Below are 14,928 nucleotides of genomic sequence, written 5' to 3' on the forward strand. Positions count from 1 at the left end.
AATGATGAGTTTTAATTACCTTTGATGCGGATTTGGTATAAGCTTACCTGATTTTGTTTTAATATAGCAACTAACAAATAAAATAAAAAAATGAATTTTCCATCAGAATTAAAGTACACAAAAGACCACGAATGGGTTAGAGTTGAAGGTAATGAAGCTTATATTGGCATTACTGATTTTGCACAGCGTGAGTTAGGTGACATTGTATATATTGACATCAATACTGTAGGTGATGAAGTAGGTAAAGATGATGTATTTGGTACTGTAGAAGCAGTTAAAACTGTTTCTGATTTATTTATGCCGGTAACTGGAACCGTATTGGAAATCAATGCTGCTTTAAATGATAATCCTGAATTGGTAAACTCTGATCCTTATGGTCAGGGGTGGATGGTAAAAGTTGCTGTTGCAGATGCGTCTCAAGTAGATGGTTTGTTAAGCGCTGATGCTTATAAAGCCCTTGTAGGCGCCTAGCAGATGAACATATTTGGACAATTAAAATATCAGATCTGGGCCGTGATATGGACGATTATCATCGTTGCGATGTGTTTCATGAGGATGCCTTCCGGCGCTGGTGGAGGCTTCTTTTTTGAAGGCTTTGATAAAGTTGTCCATCTGGGATTCTTTTATGTACTAACCATACTCTTGTTTTACGGCAAGATTAATTATCAGCACAATTATAGTTTTAGCTCCTTAACCATCTTTAAAATTATTGTAATTACTGCTGTTTTGGGCGGCGGAATAGAATTGTTACAATGGAAGGTATTCACTTACCGGTCTGCCGAATGGTGGGATTTTGGTTGTGATATGATTGGTGTATTTATGGGGGTATTCAGTTTTGTGCTGCTGCATAAATCAAATTATAAATGAAAAGACTGGTTATTAAATTAGGCATATTGCTGTTGGTTTGCCTGATAGGCAGTTGTAGTGTTTTTAAAGGAGGCTGCAAATGTCCAAAGGTGAGTTATAACAATTATCCTCAGCGGTAGTTCACGCTATAGCTTCACAGCAAGTCTGCATAAAATGACTAAATAAAGACGGTATAGGATCACTTTCCTATACCGTCTTTATTTGGAATTATTATAAATTAACTCTAAATTGCGCCCGTATCATACCATTAAGTAAATCAATGGATTTTTCCGTTAAAAATGAAGCTCAATGGTTGATTTATACAAACCTTAATATAGATGAAACTTTCACAGCTTAATCCGGGAGAACAAGGAACTATTGTAGCATTTACAGATTTAGAAATGTCTGTAAAATTAATGGAAATGGGTTGCTTGCCTGGCGAGATTGTAGAAGTTGAACGGTTTGCACCGCTTGGTTGTCCGATTGCAATTCGGGTGGCCGGCTATCAGCTTTGTTTGCGTAAAAGCGAAGCATCTGTTATTATAATACAATAGTGATTTGGGAAGAGATATAAAAATTGCTTTAGTTGGTAATCCCAATACCGGAAAATCTACACTTTTTAATCTCCTTACAGGATTAAATCAGAAGATTGGAAACTTTCCGGGGATTACAGTAGATAAAAAAGTAGGTTACTGCAAGTTGAGCAGTGATAAACAAGCTCAGGTAATAGATTTGCCGGGAACTTATAGTTTATATCCAAAAAGTAGAGACGAGAGTATTGTTTTTCAGGTATTGGCAGATCAAAGTAATTCAAGCCATCCCGATGTAGTTGTGCTGGTCGCTGATGCTACCAATCTCAGAAGAAATTTACTGCTTTATTTGCAGGTAGCTGATTTGAAACTTCCTGTTGTCCTGGCTTTGAACATGACAGACATGGCGAAAAAGGAGGGGATAGAAGTAGATGTAGATAAGCTCTCGCAAAGATTGGGGGTTCAGGTTGTTGCTATATCTGCCAGAAGTAATTCAGGCTTGCTTGAGCTGAAGGAAGCGATTGCTAATACAACCGCTATCCCGACACAGGTTGAGGGTACTGATGTACATGTACTTGCACCTGAAGCAATAGACCTAGCCAAAAAACAGTTAAAAACAAACAACGATTATTTTGCATTGCAAGTGCTTCATCAATATGAAACGCTTGATGTTTTTTCTGCCGAAGACAAAGAGGTATTTGCTCAGATTAAGAAGGAACATCATTTTGAATCGTCAAAATTACAGGCTGCAGAAACCATAGCCCGTTATCGCTATCTCGGAACGATACTAACTGGCATCGTAAAAGATACAGGCGCAGCGAAAAAGTTTGTCTTTAGCGATAAAATTGATGCTGTGCTGACCAATCGTTTTTGGGGCTTCTTTATTTTCATAGGCATATTATTTTTTATTTTCAATTCCATTTTCTCCTGGTCTTCGTACCCTATGGAGTTGATTGAGTATACTTTTGTCTGGCTTACAGAATATGGTCATCAGCATCTTCCTGATGGGATATTGACCAACCTATTGTTGGATGGGGTTGTTGCGGGTTTAGGGGGAGTAGTGATCTTTATTCCGCAAATTGCTATTCTTTTTGCATTTATTTCTATTCTGGAAGATACAGGCTACATGGCCCGGGTTACTTTTATGATGGATAAGGTTATGCGGAGGTTTGGATTGAGCGGTAAATCTGTAGTGCCTATGATAGGTAGTTTGGCCTGTGCCGTTCCTTCTATCATGAGTGCAAGGAATATCGAAAGCTGGAAAGACAGGATCATTACCATTATGGTTTCTCCCCTGGTAAGTTGTTCGGCCAGATTACCGGTATATACTTTGTTGATTGGATTGGTAGTGCCTGAGAAAATGGTTTGGGGCTTTATCAATTTGCAGGGCTTAACATTGATGGGTATGTATGTGATCAGTATTGTTACGGCAATCCTGGTGGCATTTGTGATGAACTTTTTAATCAAGGCGAAGGAGAAATCTTATTTCATTATGGAACTTCCGGTGTATCGGAAACCACGTTGGAGCAACGTGCTGTATACGATGTACGAGAAGTCTAAAACATTTGTTTTTGAAGCTGGTAAAGTAATTATCGCCATTTCGATTATTCTGTGGGTATTGGCTACTTACGGACCTTCTAAGCGTTTTGAGGAAATAGAAAAAAAATATGCAGCGATAGAGGCACAGAAGGATAGTGTGCAAATCAGGACGCTGGAAAGGGATAAATCTGCTGAAAAGCTTGAAAACTCTTATGCCGGAATATTGGGGCATGCAATCGAGCCTGTGATTAAACCATTGGGATTCGACTGGAAGATCGGGATTGCCCTGATCACCTCATTTGCAGCCAGAGAGGCTTTTGTGGGTACTATGGCTACTATTTATAGTGTTGATGGAGGAGATGGTGTAGCTACGATAAGAAATAAAATGAGAGGCGCAAAGAATGCAGAAACAGGATTGCCTGTGTTTACATTTGCAACGGCGTTTTCTTTAATGTTATTTTATGCTTTCGCCATGCAGTGCATGAGTACAGTGGCCGTAGTTTATAGGGAAACAAAATCATGGAGATGGCCGGTTACGCAGTTGGTTTATATGACCTCCCTGGCTTATGTAGCAAGTTTGATCGCTTATCAGCTTTTAAAGTAATTTAGCTATATTGTGATTGTGGAAAAGGAGCAAATATTATCACAATATATGCCTGCAGGTGCGGCACCGGTCATAGCTAAATGGATCGATTATTTTCAATGTGAATTTAAAATAGCTAAAGGAAGGGCAACAAAGCTGGGTGATTACAGGCATCCTTATAAAGGAGCCGGGCATAAAATTTCTGTGAACAATAACCTCAATGCTTATGCATTTCTGGTGACTACAGTTCATGAATTTGCACACTTACTCACCTGGAACGATCATAAGAATAAGGTGAAACCTCATGGAAATGAGTGGAAGTATAATTTTAAAAGAATGATGGTTCCTTTTTTGGAGCAAAGCATTTTTCCTGAAGATGTTAAGCTGGCCATCATTAGTTATTTAAATAATCCTACTGCCGCCAGCTGCACAGATTTAAAGTTGTCACGAGCCTTAAAAAAATACGATGAGCTGCTTGATGTTTCAAGGCTGGAAGAGCTACCCTTACATGCTGTTTTTACCATTAAAGATGGGCGTCAGTTTAAGAAGGGTGAAAAGCTGAGAAAAAGGTACCGCTGTGTTTGTCTGGATAATGGGAACATCTACTTATTTAATCCGCTTGCAGAGGTTACATTAGAGGCTACAGGGACTTAATTGTTAATAAGCCAATAGTCGTTTAATGGTGTCTTGCAGACGGCTTTTTGCGAGAAAATCGTCTTCTAAAACTTTGCTCATCGGAATTGCCGTATCAATGCTGGCACAACGCATTACCGGGGCGTCCAGATATTGAAAGCAATGCTCAGAGATCCAGGCAGCAAGTTCGGCACCAAATCCAGAACTCAAGGTGTCCTCATGTAAAATAAGAGTCCTTCCTGTTGTTTTAACGGCATTGGCGACAGCTTCTTTATCCCATGGCTGCAAGCTTCTTAAATCTACTAAAGTGGCCGAAAGGTCAGGGTTTTCAGTCAAATAAGATAAAGCCCAATGCACACCTAAGCCGTATGTGATGATGCAAAATTGTTCGCCTTGTTTTAAAACATTTGCCTTGCCGATTTCCAGGGTGTAAAATCCTTGTGGAACAGGGCCACTCAGGCTTCTATATAAGAATTTATGTTCAAAATATAGGACTGGATTTGGATCTTCAATTGCAGCTAGTAAAAGACCTTTGGCATCATTAGGGAAAGCAGGATATACCACCTTTAAGCCGGGTGTTTTTGTAAACCAGGCTTCATTACTTTGTGAATGAAAGGGGCCGGCACCTGTACCTGCACCGGTAGGCATACGAATAACAACATCGGCTTTTTCACCCCATCGGTAATGGGTCTTGGCAAGGTTATTTACGATTTGATTGAACCCACAGGTAGCAAAATCAGCAAATTGCATTTCCATCATGGCTTTATAGCCATTGATAGATAGGCCTAAGGCTGCTCCAACAATTGCCGATTCGCAGATTGGGGTATTGCGTACCCTTTCTTTTCCAAATTCCTGTACAAAACCATCGGTAATTTTAAAAGCACCTCCATATTCAGCAATATCCTGACCCATTAATACCAGGTTGTTGTGCTTGTGCATGGCAACTTTAAGCCCATCAGATATGGCATCTAGATATCGCATTTCAATTGTTGCTCCGGTAGCTGGGATGGCTGTCGAAACATAAGGAAAATACATATCGTTAACCTCCCTTTCTGTATTCGCCTCAGGCTCATCTTCGTTAAAAGCATTTTCCACATCCTGTTCAATCTGGCTTTTAAACCTGGCTTTTATTTCCGCTATGGACTCGGTGCTGAGAATGCGCTGTTCCTTAAGGTATTGCTCAAAATTATTGACAGGGTCTTTGGCGAACCACTCTTCAAATAGCTCCTGAGGTACATATTTTGTTCCAGAGGCTTCTTCATGGCCACGCATTCTGAATGTTAAACATTCGATGAGTACAGGTTTAGGGTTTTCCCTCATTTTTGTTGCAACCTGATCAATCAGGTCATAAACCTCAAGGATGTTGTTGCCATCTACCTGAAAGCCTTCAATTCCATAGCCAATGGCTTTATCAACCAGATCTTTGCATTTAAACTGTTCGCTGATCGGTGTGGAAAGTCCATAACCATTATTTTCTATTAAGAAGATGACCGGAAGGTTCCATACCGCGGCAACATTTATGGCTTCATGAAAATCACCTTCGCTGGTAGCTCCCTCGCCTGTAAAAACTAAAGTTGCCTGTTTCTTATTTCCAATCAGATCGGCCAGTGCAATGCCGTCGGCAAGGGCCATTTGAGGGCCAAGATGAGAGATCATCCCGATAATCCGGTGTTCTTGTGTGCCAAAATGAAAAGAGCGGTCTCTGCCCTTGGTAAAGCCGCTGATCTTACCCTGCCACTGGGCCATTAATTTTGTTAGCGGAATATTTCTGGAAGTAAAAACACCCAGGTTTCTGTGCATTGGGAGGATGTATTCTTCATTTTGCATTGCCAGTGTACTGCCTACTGCAATCGCTTCTTGTCCAATACCTGAAAACCATTTCCCTATACGACCCTGACGAAGTAGAATAAGCATCTTTTCCTCAACCATTCGAGGATAAAGTAAACGTAAATATAAATTTAGCAGCGTTGCATTATCCTTGTCTTTTCTGTCGAAGGTCATGGTTAGAGGTCTTGATTTCCCTTATTTTTTTCTTCGTATAATTTAGCAAAAGATTTAGGAGCAACGGTAGGCATTTCGCGATATTTTCCCCATATTTTTTTAAAGAGGAATTTAAGCAGGAAATTCTTGAATTTTCCGCCAAAGCTGTCCATTCTTGACCTTTTTAGCATACCGGTTTTCCAAAGCTTCCAGCCAATTTCTTCTGTTTTTGTATTCTGATGCGTTGCAGCGGCATCCCTTCGGTTTAGCAAAAGCATTTTGTGAATGTCGATTTTAACTGGACACACTTCAGAACATTTTCCACATAAGCTGGAGGCATAGCTCAAATGTTTAAACTCCTTCATCCCTTTTAAGTGGGGAGTGATGATGGAACCAATCGGGCCGCTATAAGTAGTGTTGTAGGTATGCCCACCAATGTTTTTGTAAACAGGACAGGCATTTAAGCAGGCCCCGCATCTGATGCAATACAGGCCCTGACGCTGGTCTTTCTGTGCCAATAAATTGGTGCGGCCATTGTCTAGCAGGATCACATACATTTCTTCAGGGCCATCGGTTTCTTCACCACGTTTAGGGCCGCTTAATATGGTATTGTATACAGTAAGGTTTTGTCCGGTGCCGTGACTGGCAAGAAGTGGCCAGAACAAATCAAGGTCGGCCATTGAAGGAATGATCTTTTCAATACCAACAATAGCAATATGAATTTTAGGGAAGGTCGTACAAAGTCTTGCATTTCCCTCGTTTTCAGTTAGTGCAATGCTTCCGGTGTCGGCAATCAGAAAGTTTCCACCGCTGATACCAATATCTGCATTGAGGTATTTTTCTCTTAAAAGCTCACGTGCTTTTTGGGTAAGTTGTTGTGGCGTATAGTCTAGTGGAGTACCAAATTTCTCATGAAACAGTTTTGCAATGTCCTCTTTATTGAGGTGCATTGCAGGCGTTACAATGTGATACGGAGGTTGTCCAAGTAGCTGAACAATATATTCTCCCAGATCACTTTCCAATGATTCTATCCCATGTTCTCCCAGAAATTCATTGAGGTGAATCTCTTCGGTAGTCATAGATTTTGATTTAATTACTGTTTTGCCACCACTTTTGTTGATGATGTTGAGGATTTCTTTTTGCGCTTCTTCGGTCGTATTGGCCCATATTACTTTACCTCCTCTACGCTGGAAGTTGGATTCGAACTCAGGTAAATATTTATCCAGGTTCTCCATTACCCGCCATTTAATCACATGAGCCTTCTTTTTGGAGTTCTCCAGGTTTTCGAATTTAGATAAGCCACGCTCAACGGCAGTATTATACTTGCCGATATTATAATTAATAGTTGTGCGATGCCCTAAATCAAAGGCCTTCTCATCTGCCTTAACCAAAAAATCCTCAGATACCTTCATCATCTTCCAAATATAAAAATAATTAAGTTTATGACTTGCATATCGGGTTTATATTACCATGTGTTTACCGCATGAGGATAAATTTAGGGCATAAAAAAACCTACCGGGTAAGGCAGGTTTTAAAATGTTTATTTAAGAAGCTATTTTTTATTCCTTTCTGCTTTTACCTCTGCTACGGAAATGCCCTCAGCCTTATTTCCAAAGCTATTTCTAACGAATGTTAATACATCTGCAATTTCCTGGTCACTCAAGAAATTATGCGCAGGCATAATATTGGTATAAGTCTCTCCGTCTATTTCCTCACCGTTAGTAAGTCCTTTAAGGATTACATTGATCAACCTTGTCTTATCACCCAATACATAAGATGTTTTAATAAGCGGAGGATTCATGTTTGGAACCCCACCACCATCTGCCATATGGCATACTAAACACTGCTGGCCATAAATTTTTTTTCCATTGGCCATTATTGCACCTGTAGTCACTTTAGGCTTCGTTACAGTGGCCTTTTTCCCTTTTGTTTGAGCAGATAACCTTATCCCTCCCGCCGTTAAGATCATTAAGATCATTAAGAATCTTTTCATTCTATTTGTTATTTTTTGTTGTAAACAATACGATAGATGGTTCCTTTCAGATCGTCCGTTACGTAAAGAGAACCGTCAGCACCTTGTGCTAGTCCACATGGACGGTGATCCGCTCTGCCCATCGCTGCTTTTTCTGGTGTGCCTGCAAAGTTGTCAGCAAAGACTTCCCAATTGCCAGATGGTTTGCCATTTTTAAATGGCTGGAATACTACAAAGAAACCTTTTTGGGGCTCAGGCGCGCGATTCCATGAGCCATGGAAAGCGATGAAAGCACCATTTTTATATTTTTCAGGAAACATTTTACCAGTATAAAACAATAGTCCATTAGGAGCCATGTGTGCAGGGTAAGCAACAATCGGATCCAGGTATTTGGCATCAGCTTCTTTTTTACCATCGCCACCATATTCCGGAGCTACAATTTTTTTGTGTTGTAAGCCATCATAGTACATGAAAGGCCAGCCTGCATTGTCTCCCTTTTTTAGGGCATATAAGCACTCTGCCGGTAACTCTGCAGATTCTTTTTCGTTGTAAATTTCCGGCCATGAGCTGTTCAGGTTATCCCGGCCATGTTGCATTACAAATAATTGGTTGTTTTGTTGGTTCCAGTCAAGGCCCACTACATTCCTCATTCCGGTAACATAACGTACACCTTCACTATAGCTTTGATTCAGTTTATCTTTTTTAAATTGCCAGATTCCAGCTGCGGAGTCTAATAGAGGGCATCCTGGAATACCGGGTGATCTTAAACCGCGATCTTGTTGCTGGCAAGAGTTTGAAGGTGCACCTATGTTTACATACAGGTTCCCATCGTTGTCCAGTACAAGTGATTTAGTTTCGTGTTGGCGACCCATTTTTAAACCTTTAACGATGGTTTCAGGATTATTTGGATCAATTACTTCATTCTTATCGTTTAGCTTATATCTAAATACTTCTTTGTTTGAAGAAGCATACAAATACCCATCTTTCATGTAGATGCCAGTGCCACCATAGTTGCCAAATCCTCCGGTGATCTGGGCCTTGCCGTCACTATTTTCTTTAAGTACAATGATCCCCTTATCATCTTTTACTTTGGCCAGTTTTACATAGATGGTGCCTTGAGGTGTAACCACAAGATGTCTTGCTTTTGCACCTATATCAGCAACCTTTAGAGCACCGAATCCTTCAGTGAGTTTTAAACCTGCATTGTCTGCATCAGATTTAGGGCCGCCGAGAGTGGATATGTCCTTAAATGCATATAATGTGAAAAACACCAGCGCGCTAAGTAAAACAGGTATTAACAGTATTTTTTTCATCAGTTGTTTATTTAAAAAAGTTAAGATGCCGGAATAATTTTATAATTGACTACTTAAAAATACCATTTCTATTCCGACTTTCTCATTAGTTAACGTAATAAAGCAGTTGCACACCAAAGGATAGGCGCTTGTCCATGTAAATCGCCAACATTTCTTTTACGGTCTAAGTAGTACTGTAAATCGTTTTTCTTGTTTGTACCTTCACATACTTCAGTAATATCGTTGTTCTCATTGATATAAGTGATCAGCTTAAGCCAGGCTTTACGTGCGGCCTTGCCATATATCTCCTTATCTAACCAGCCATTTTTGACACCGGTAATCATGGCGAAAGTAAACATTCCTGTGGCTGAAGTTTCCGGCCAGGATTCCGGATGATCAATTAACTGGCGCCACATGCCATCCTCTGCCTGATATTTTAGGAGTGAAGCCATCATATCTTTATAGCCTTTCATGATTCTGGCGTAATTAGGATTTGTTTTTGGTACAGACCTCAATAGTTCGGCCATTCCCACAGCCATCCATCCGTCTCCACGTCCCCAATAATAAGGAACATCAGGAGCATGATAAAACAATCCGTTAGGTCTTTGCAATTGATCCAGATAAAATACCATTTCCTTAGCTGCACGGTCTATATATTTCTGATCGCCGGTGGCTCTGTAGGCTTGCGCTTGTAAAGCGGTAATCATAAACATATCATCAATCCATAAACGGGTTTGCCAGGTATAACCTTGATCGTAAAACCCTTGCGATTCTTTTACCACTCTAGGCCCTTCGGGTGGTCCCCATTGCTTGTCGGCTATTGAAATGCCTAAATCCAGGTATTTTTTGTCTTTGGTTTGCATATACAATTCCAATGGAACAGAACCAAATACGCTGTAATCTACATGATCAGGTACAGGGATCATTTTAGCTTCGACGCCAAATAATGGTTCAAAACGTTCTTTCAGTTTTTCTAAGAGTTTACCGTTTTTACTTTCTTTAGCAAAAGTTAATGCACCGTACCAGGTACAGGTTTCAGGGTAGGTGATCACCTTTGGTGGACCAGGTCTGTTAAAATTGGTATGCGGGGTTTCAATAAAATGGTCAGCTACTTTTGTCCCAATTTCTTTTGGTGAAGCACCCTTTGGCCAGTTTTTTAAATCAGCATCCTTAGATTGAGCGTAAAGGTCGCCTTGCCCTGTTACCATGATGGTGGATGCAAGACAGGCTATACCTAAAATATAGTTTTTGTTCATAATTATGGCTTCGTAAATAAGCTTTTATTTGGTTGATTGTGTAATTAAAGTTAGCTTTTATTTGATGCTTTAAAAATGTGCGGATCGCTGGTAGAGCTGCATTGTGGCATTTTGAGCCATAATTTGGTGTTAATGGTAAAATCGCTTAGAACTTAGCTAAATTGGAACAGTATTTTTTAGTTGATTATTATTCAATTGCATGAGTAAATTAGTGTGTTAACCTTAATCTTAAAATTAACATTATGAAGAAGTATCTTGGTTTGGTTTTTATAATTGCTTTATCTGTAAGTGCGAAGGCGCAACATAGCCTTGTAAAGCTTTGGGAAACTGACAGTGTGGTTGATCTGCCCGAGTCGGTGTTGCCTGATACAAAAAATAAAATACTGTATGCTTCACAAATGGGTAATAATCCTAATGATAAGGACGGGATAGGAGGGGTAGCTAAAATTGGAATGGATGGAAAAATAATTGACCTGAACTGGATAACGGGATTAAACTCGCCAAAAGGGTTGGGCAGGATTGGTAACGTGATGTATGCTGCAGATTTATCTGATGTGGTGGTGATAGATATTGCAAAAGGTAAAGTGACACGGATAATACCGATAGATAGCGCGAAGTTTTTGAATGATATTACGGTTAGTGATAAGGGAATTGTATATGTTTCGGACTCGAAAACCAAACGTATTCACAAAATAGAAAATGGTAAGCCTTCCGTATACATGGAAAATATTGGTGGTGTAAATGGGCTAAAGGCTATTGGTACTGATCTATTTATTGTGGGCGGGAAAACAATATGGAAAGCTGATGCACAAAAGAAGATGACTAGAATTGCAGAATTACCAAATGGAGGTGATGGATTAGAACCTGTTGGAAATGGCGACTTCTTGTTTACCAGCTGGGCAGGCTATGTATATTATGTGTATGCGGATGGTAAATATGACTTGATGCTGGATACACATTTAGAGAAAAAGAATACTGCCGATCTTGGGTATGATCCGGTAAAAAAGATTTTATACATTCCTACTTTTTATAAAAAGACGGTAATGGCATACCAGCTTAAATAATTAACAAGGATTTCATATTGAATGCCCGAATTCGTAATTTAAAAACTTGAAATTCGAAGCCTGATTAAATACATTAGGTTACCGATACACACAAGTTTCAATTATGGAATCAAGAAGAGCATTTATTAAAAAATCATTGTTATTGTCTGGTGCTGCCGGACTGTCGACCATGCTTCCGGCATCGATACAGCGGGCACTGGCTATTGACCCAAAATTGGGGAGTAGCTTTCTTGACGCTGAACATATTGTCATTTTAATGCAGGAAAACAGGTCGTTTGACCATTGCTTTGGTACCCTGCAAGGTGTAAGGGGGTTTAATGATCCTCGGGCCATAACACTTCCAAACCAAAAACCGGTATGGATGCAAACCAATGCGCTTGGAGATACTTACGTCCCATTTCGTTTAAATATTAAAGATTCTAAAGTTACCTGGATGGGTGATTTGCCGCATTCGCGGGCTAGTCAGGTTGATGCTTATCATAATGGAAAATATGATCAATGGTTGACAGCGAAAAGATCAGGGAATAAAAAGTATAGTGACATGCCTTTAACTCTAGGGCATTATACCCGTGAAGATTTGCCTTTTAATTATGCCATGGCAGATGCTTTTACGGTATGCGATCAGAACTTTTGTTCAGGCATGACGAGTACCACACCTAACCGCTCTTTCTTTTGGACGGGTAAGATTAGTTATGATTTGGATGGATTGCAAAAAGTAAACATCAGAAATGATGATTTTAGTTATGGAAAACTACCCTGGAAAGCTTTCCCGGAAGTACTCGAAGAAAACAATGTGACATGGGGCTTTTATCAGAATGATTTGAGTTGTGGGGGTGGATATAAAGGCGAAGAACGTGCCTGGTTAAGCAATTTTGGCTGTAACTTGTTAGAGTTTTTTGCTGCTTATAATGTGAAGTTTTCATCAAGATATATTAAAAACCTGCAAAAACTGGTAGAAACCCTTCCGGGTGAAATAAATAAACTGCAGGAAGCGAGCCCTTCAAGTGATGCTGCCGCCAGGAAAATAAAAGCTGATCTGAAAAATAAACTGGAAGCACTGGATAATGCGGCTTCAGAATTAAAAAAATGGAGCAAGGAAGCATATGATAAATTAACAGATCAGCAAAAGTCTCTGTTTAAAAGGGCTTTTGTGATCAATTCCGGTGATCCTGATTTCAGGGATATTACGACGTTGACTTATGAAGAGGGTAATACTAAGCGGGAGGTGACTGTGCCTAAAGGGGATGTATTGTATCAATTCAGAAAAGATGTAAATACGGGTAAACTGCCTGCTGTTTCCTGGCTGGCGGGTCCTCAGAATTTTTCTGATCACCCAAGTGCACCATGGTATGGCGCATGGTATGTTTCGGAAGTTCTGGATATTCTGACCAAAAACCCTGAAGTATGGAAAAAGACAATCTTTATCACGACTTATGATGAGAATGATGGCTACTTTGACCATGTCCCCCCGTTCTCTATTCCGGATGCTAAAATTCCGGCAACAGGTTTGGTCTCAAAAGGAATTGATACAGAGATAGAGTATGTCAGGCTTGCTAATGAATTGAAACAAGGAATTCCCGAAAAGGCAGCACGGGAAGCGCCTATTGGATTGGGCTTTAGAGTGCCTATGCTGATTGCTTCGCCATGGAGTAGAGGTGGTCGGGTTTGCTCAGAGGTTTTTGATCATACCTCTACCTTGCAATTTCTGGAAGTGTTTTTTAGTAAGAAACTCAATAAAAATATAAGAATCGATAACATTAGTGAATGGCGTAGAACGATATGTGGCGATCTGACCTCGGTATTTACTCCTTTTAATGGGGAGAAGGTGGATAAAATCAATTTCCTTGACCGCAATAATACTGTTGAAACAATTTATAATGCCAGGTTTAAAGCTGATCCGTCCGGATTTAAAAAGATAACGGATGCGGACTTAGGTAGGTATGGAGCAAATCCACAGGCTAGTGGGTTAATGTCGACGCAGGAGAAAGGTATTCGTCCTTCTTGTGCTTTGCCGTATGAATTGTATACCGATGGTAAATTGCAGGATAATAAGCAGCATTTTGAAATAAAACTAAAAGCTGGAGACGCTGTTTTTGGCAAAAATGCTGCAGGTGCTCCATTTACGGTTTATGCACCGGAGAAGTTTACTGATACTTCGGATAATATAGGTACTCAGGTTTGTAGAAACTGGTCATTTGCAGTTAAAGCAGGTGATATTTTAGCTTACAGTTGGCCGCTTGATGCTTTTGAGGACGGGAAGTATCACCTTAGGGTAAATGGGCCTAATGGTTACTATCGGGAATTTAAGGGAACTGTTAATAATCCGCGACTCAATGTATTTTGCACCTACGAACGCAATGTGGCAAACGGTAAGCCAACGGGTAATGTGTTGTTGAAGCTGGTGAATACAGATGCTTCGAAGGATTATGAGGTAACTATTAAAGATGTTGGCTATCATAAAAATGATGTTAGAAAGAAAGTAGCTGCAGGAAGTAGTCAGGAGTTGGTGCTGGATTTAAAACAGAGTCATAGCTGGTATGATTTTATTCTCATGGTTGCAGGAGCAGAGCGTTTTGAGCAAAGATATGCCGGAAGAGTTGAAGACGGACTTGCCGGCTTTAGTGATCCGGTGATGGGTGGAATTGTTTAGATTATTTACTAATGATAAATAAGTTTGTTTAAATTGGTAGAAACAATAAAAGAGATTAGTTATGGCTAAAGAACATCAATATCAAGCGAAACTTACATGGGCGGGCAATAAAGGCTCGGGAACAATGGATTATAGGTCTTACGACAGAAATTATATTATCTCGATTGACAATAAGCCTGATATATTTGGATCTTCTGACTCCGCATTTCTTGGTGATAAAACAAAACATAACCCCGAGGATCTTTTATTAGCTTCTTTATCGTCCTGCCACATGCTATGGTATTTGCACTTATGCTCGCAAAATGAAATTATTGTAATGGATTACAAGGACAATCCAATAGGTAAGATGACTGAAAATTCTGATGGAAGTGGCCATTTTAACGAGGTTGTGCTTAATCCGGTTGTAGTGATTACAGATGAGAAACATATTGAAAAGGCAAATGCACTGCACGATCAGGCACATAAGATGTGTTTTATTGCTAATTCCTGTAATTTTCCAATTAAACATGAACCGCAATGTGTAGTAGAGCGTGGGTAACCCCCACGCTGCAATCCTAACTTACTTTGTATATTTGTAATTGAT

General features: G+C 40.0%; 13 protein-coding genes. 8 read left to right on the forward strand and 5 right to left on the reverse strand.

Annotated features, from left to right (window positions below; genetic code table 11):
• Nucleotides 1-90: 90 nt before the first annotated feature.
• The 5 genes from gcvH (at nucleotide 91) to P0Y49_01045 (ending at nucleotide 4,152) form a co-directional block, all read left to right on the forward strand.
• Nucleotides 91-471 (forward strand): glycine cleavage system protein GcvH, encoded by a 381-nt coding sequence (gene gcvH, locus P0Y49_01025; GenBank protein ID WEK19738.1) that lies wholly within the window; start codon nucleotides 91-93, stop codon nucleotides 469-471.
• 3 nt (nucleotides 472-474) lie between these two features.
• Nucleotides 475-867, forward strand: a complete 393-nt coding sequence (locus P0Y49_01030) for a glycine cleavage system protein H (protein ID WEK19739.1) — start codon at nucleotides 475-477, stop codon at nucleotides 865-867.
• A 317-nt stretch (nucleotides 868-1,184) separates the two neighbouring features.
• Complete coding sequence (locus P0Y49_01035; GenBank protein WEK19740.1) at nucleotides 1,185-1,400, forward strand: FeoA family protein; 216 nt, start codon at nucleotides 1,185-1,187, stop codon at nucleotides 1,398-1,400.
• Nucleotides 1,401-1,404: 4 nt separating this feature from the next.
• Nucleotides 1,405-3,519: a ferrous iron transport protein B gene (gene feoB, locus P0Y49_01040; protein WEK19741.1), complete on the forward strand. Its 2,115-nt coding sequence runs from the start codon at nucleotides 1,405-1,407 to the stop codon at nucleotides 3,517-3,519.
• A gap of 18 nt (nucleotides 3,520-3,537) precedes the next feature.
• Nucleotides 3,538-4,152: a sprT domain-containing protein gene (locus P0Y49_01045; protein WEK19742.1), complete on the forward strand. Its 615-nt coding sequence runs from the start codon at nucleotides 3,538-3,540 to the stop codon at nucleotides 4,150-4,152.
• Nucleotides 4,153-4,155: 3 nt separating this feature from the next.
• Here P0Y49_01045 and P0Y49_01050 read toward each other — a convergent pair whose 3' ends face one another.
• The 5 genes from P0Y49_01050 to P0Y49_01070 form a co-directional block, all read right to left on the reverse strand.
• Entirely contained in the window at nucleotides 4,156-6,132 is a 1,977-nt protein-coding gene (locus tag P0Y49_01050) for a dehydrogenase E1 component subunit alpha/beta (GenBank protein ID WEK19743.1), read from the reverse strand.
• Nucleotides 6,133-6,134: 2 nt separating this feature from the next.
• A complete protein-coding gene (locus P0Y49_01055) occupies nucleotides 6,135-7,526 on the reverse strand; it encodes a LutB/LldF family L-lactate oxidation iron-sulfur protein (protein WEK19744.1) in 1,392 nt (463 codons plus the stop codon).
• 137 nt (nucleotides 7,527-7,663) lie between these two features.
• Nucleotides 7,664-8,104 carry a cytochrome c gene (locus P0Y49_01060; GenBank protein ID WEK19745.1) on the reverse strand — a complete coding sequence of 147 codons (441 nt, stop codon included), beginning with the start codon at nucleotides 8,102-8,104 and terminating at the stop codon, nucleotides 7,664-7,666.
• A gap of 8 nt (nucleotides 8,105-8,112) precedes the next feature.
• Entirely contained in the window at nucleotides 8,113-9,396 is a 1,284-nt protein-coding gene (locus tag P0Y49_01065; protein ID WEK19746.1) for a PQQ-dependent sugar dehydrogenase, read from the reverse strand.
• A gap of 89 nt (nucleotides 9,397-9,485) precedes the next feature.
• Nucleotides 9,486-10,631, reverse strand: a complete 1,146-nt coding sequence (locus tag P0Y49_01070) for a glycoside hydrolase family 88 protein (GenBank protein ID WEK19747.1) — start codon at nucleotides 10,629-10,631, stop codon at nucleotides 9,486-9,488.
• Between the two features lie 242 nt (nucleotides 10,632-10,873).
• Here P0Y49_01070 and P0Y49_01075 point away from each other — a divergent pair, with 242 nt between their 5' ends.
• The 3 genes from P0Y49_01075 to P0Y49_01085 all read left to right on the forward strand — a co-directional run bounded on the left by P0Y49_01075 (nucleotide 10,874) and on the right by P0Y49_01085 (nucleotide 14,883).
• Complete coding sequence (locus tag P0Y49_01075; protein WEK19748.1) at nucleotides 10,874-11,695, forward strand: ATP-binding protein; 822 nt, start codon at nucleotides 10,874-10,876, stop codon at nucleotides 11,693-11,695.
• A gap of 103 nt (nucleotides 11,696-11,798) precedes the next feature.
• Nucleotides 11,799-14,345 carry a phospholipase C, phosphocholine-specific gene (locus tag P0Y49_01080; protein ID WEK19749.1) on the forward strand — a complete coding sequence of 849 codons (2,547 nt, stop codon included), beginning with the start codon at nucleotides 11,799-11,801 and terminating at the stop codon, nucleotides 14,343-14,345.
• 61 nt (nucleotides 14,346-14,406) lie between these two features.
• Nucleotides 14,407-14,883, forward strand: coding sequence for an OsmC family protein (locus tag P0Y49_01085; protein ID WEK19750.1), 477 nt, complete (start codon nucleotides 14,407-14,409; stop codon nucleotides 14,881-14,883).
• Nucleotides 14,884-14,928: the final 45 nt, after the last annotated feature.

The sequence above is a fragment of the Candidatus Pedobacter colombiensis genome, from assembly GCA_029202485.1.
Lineage (GTDB): Bacteria > Bacteroidota > Bacteroidia > Sphingobacteriales > Sphingobacteriaceae > Pedobacter > Pedobacter colombiensis.

Excerpts from the sequence above, each read along its gene's own strand:
- gcvH (WEK19738.1), top strand. The coding sequence starts at position 91 with ATGAATTTTCCATCAGAATTAAAGTACACAAAAGACCACGAATGGGTT.
- P0Y49_01030 (WEK19739.1), top strand. The coding sequence starts at position 475 with ATGAACATATTTGGACAATTAAAATATCAGATCTGGGCCGTGATATGG.
- P0Y49_01035 (WEK19740.1), top strand. The coding sequence starts at position 1,185 with ATGAAACTTTCACAGCTTAATCCGGGAGAACAAGGAACTATTGTAGCA.
- P0Y49_01050 (WEK19743.1), bottom strand. The coding sequence starts at position 6,132 with ATGACCTTCGACAGAAAAGACAAGGATAATGCAACGCTGCTAAATTTA.
- P0Y49_01055 (WEK19744.1), bottom strand. The coding sequence starts at position 7,526 with ATGATGAAGGTATCTGAGGATTTTTTGGTTAAGGCAGATGAGAAGGCC.
- P0Y49_01060 (WEK19745.1), bottom strand. The coding sequence starts at position 8,104 with ATGAAAAGATTCTTAATGATCTTAATGATCTTAACGGCGGGAGGGATA.
- P0Y49_01065 (WEK19746.1), bottom strand. The coding sequence starts at position 9,396 with ATGAAAAAAATACTGTTAATACCTGTTTTACTTAGCGCGCTGGTGTTT.
- P0Y49_01070 (WEK19747.1), bottom strand. The coding sequence starts at position 10,631 with ATGAACAAAAACTATATTTTAGGTATAGCCTGTCTTGCATCCACCATC.
- P0Y49_01075 (WEK19748.1), top strand. The coding sequence starts at position 10,874 with ATGAAGAAGTATCTTGGTTTGGTTTTTATAATTGCTTTATCTGTAAGT.
- P0Y49_01080 (WEK19749.1), top strand. The coding sequence starts at position 11,799 with ATGGAATCAAGAAGAGCATTTATTAAAAAATCATTGTTATTGTCTGGT.
- P0Y49_01085 (WEK19750.1), top strand. The coding sequence starts at position 14,407 with ATGGCTAAAGAACATCAATATCAAGCGAAACTTACATGGGCGGGCAAT.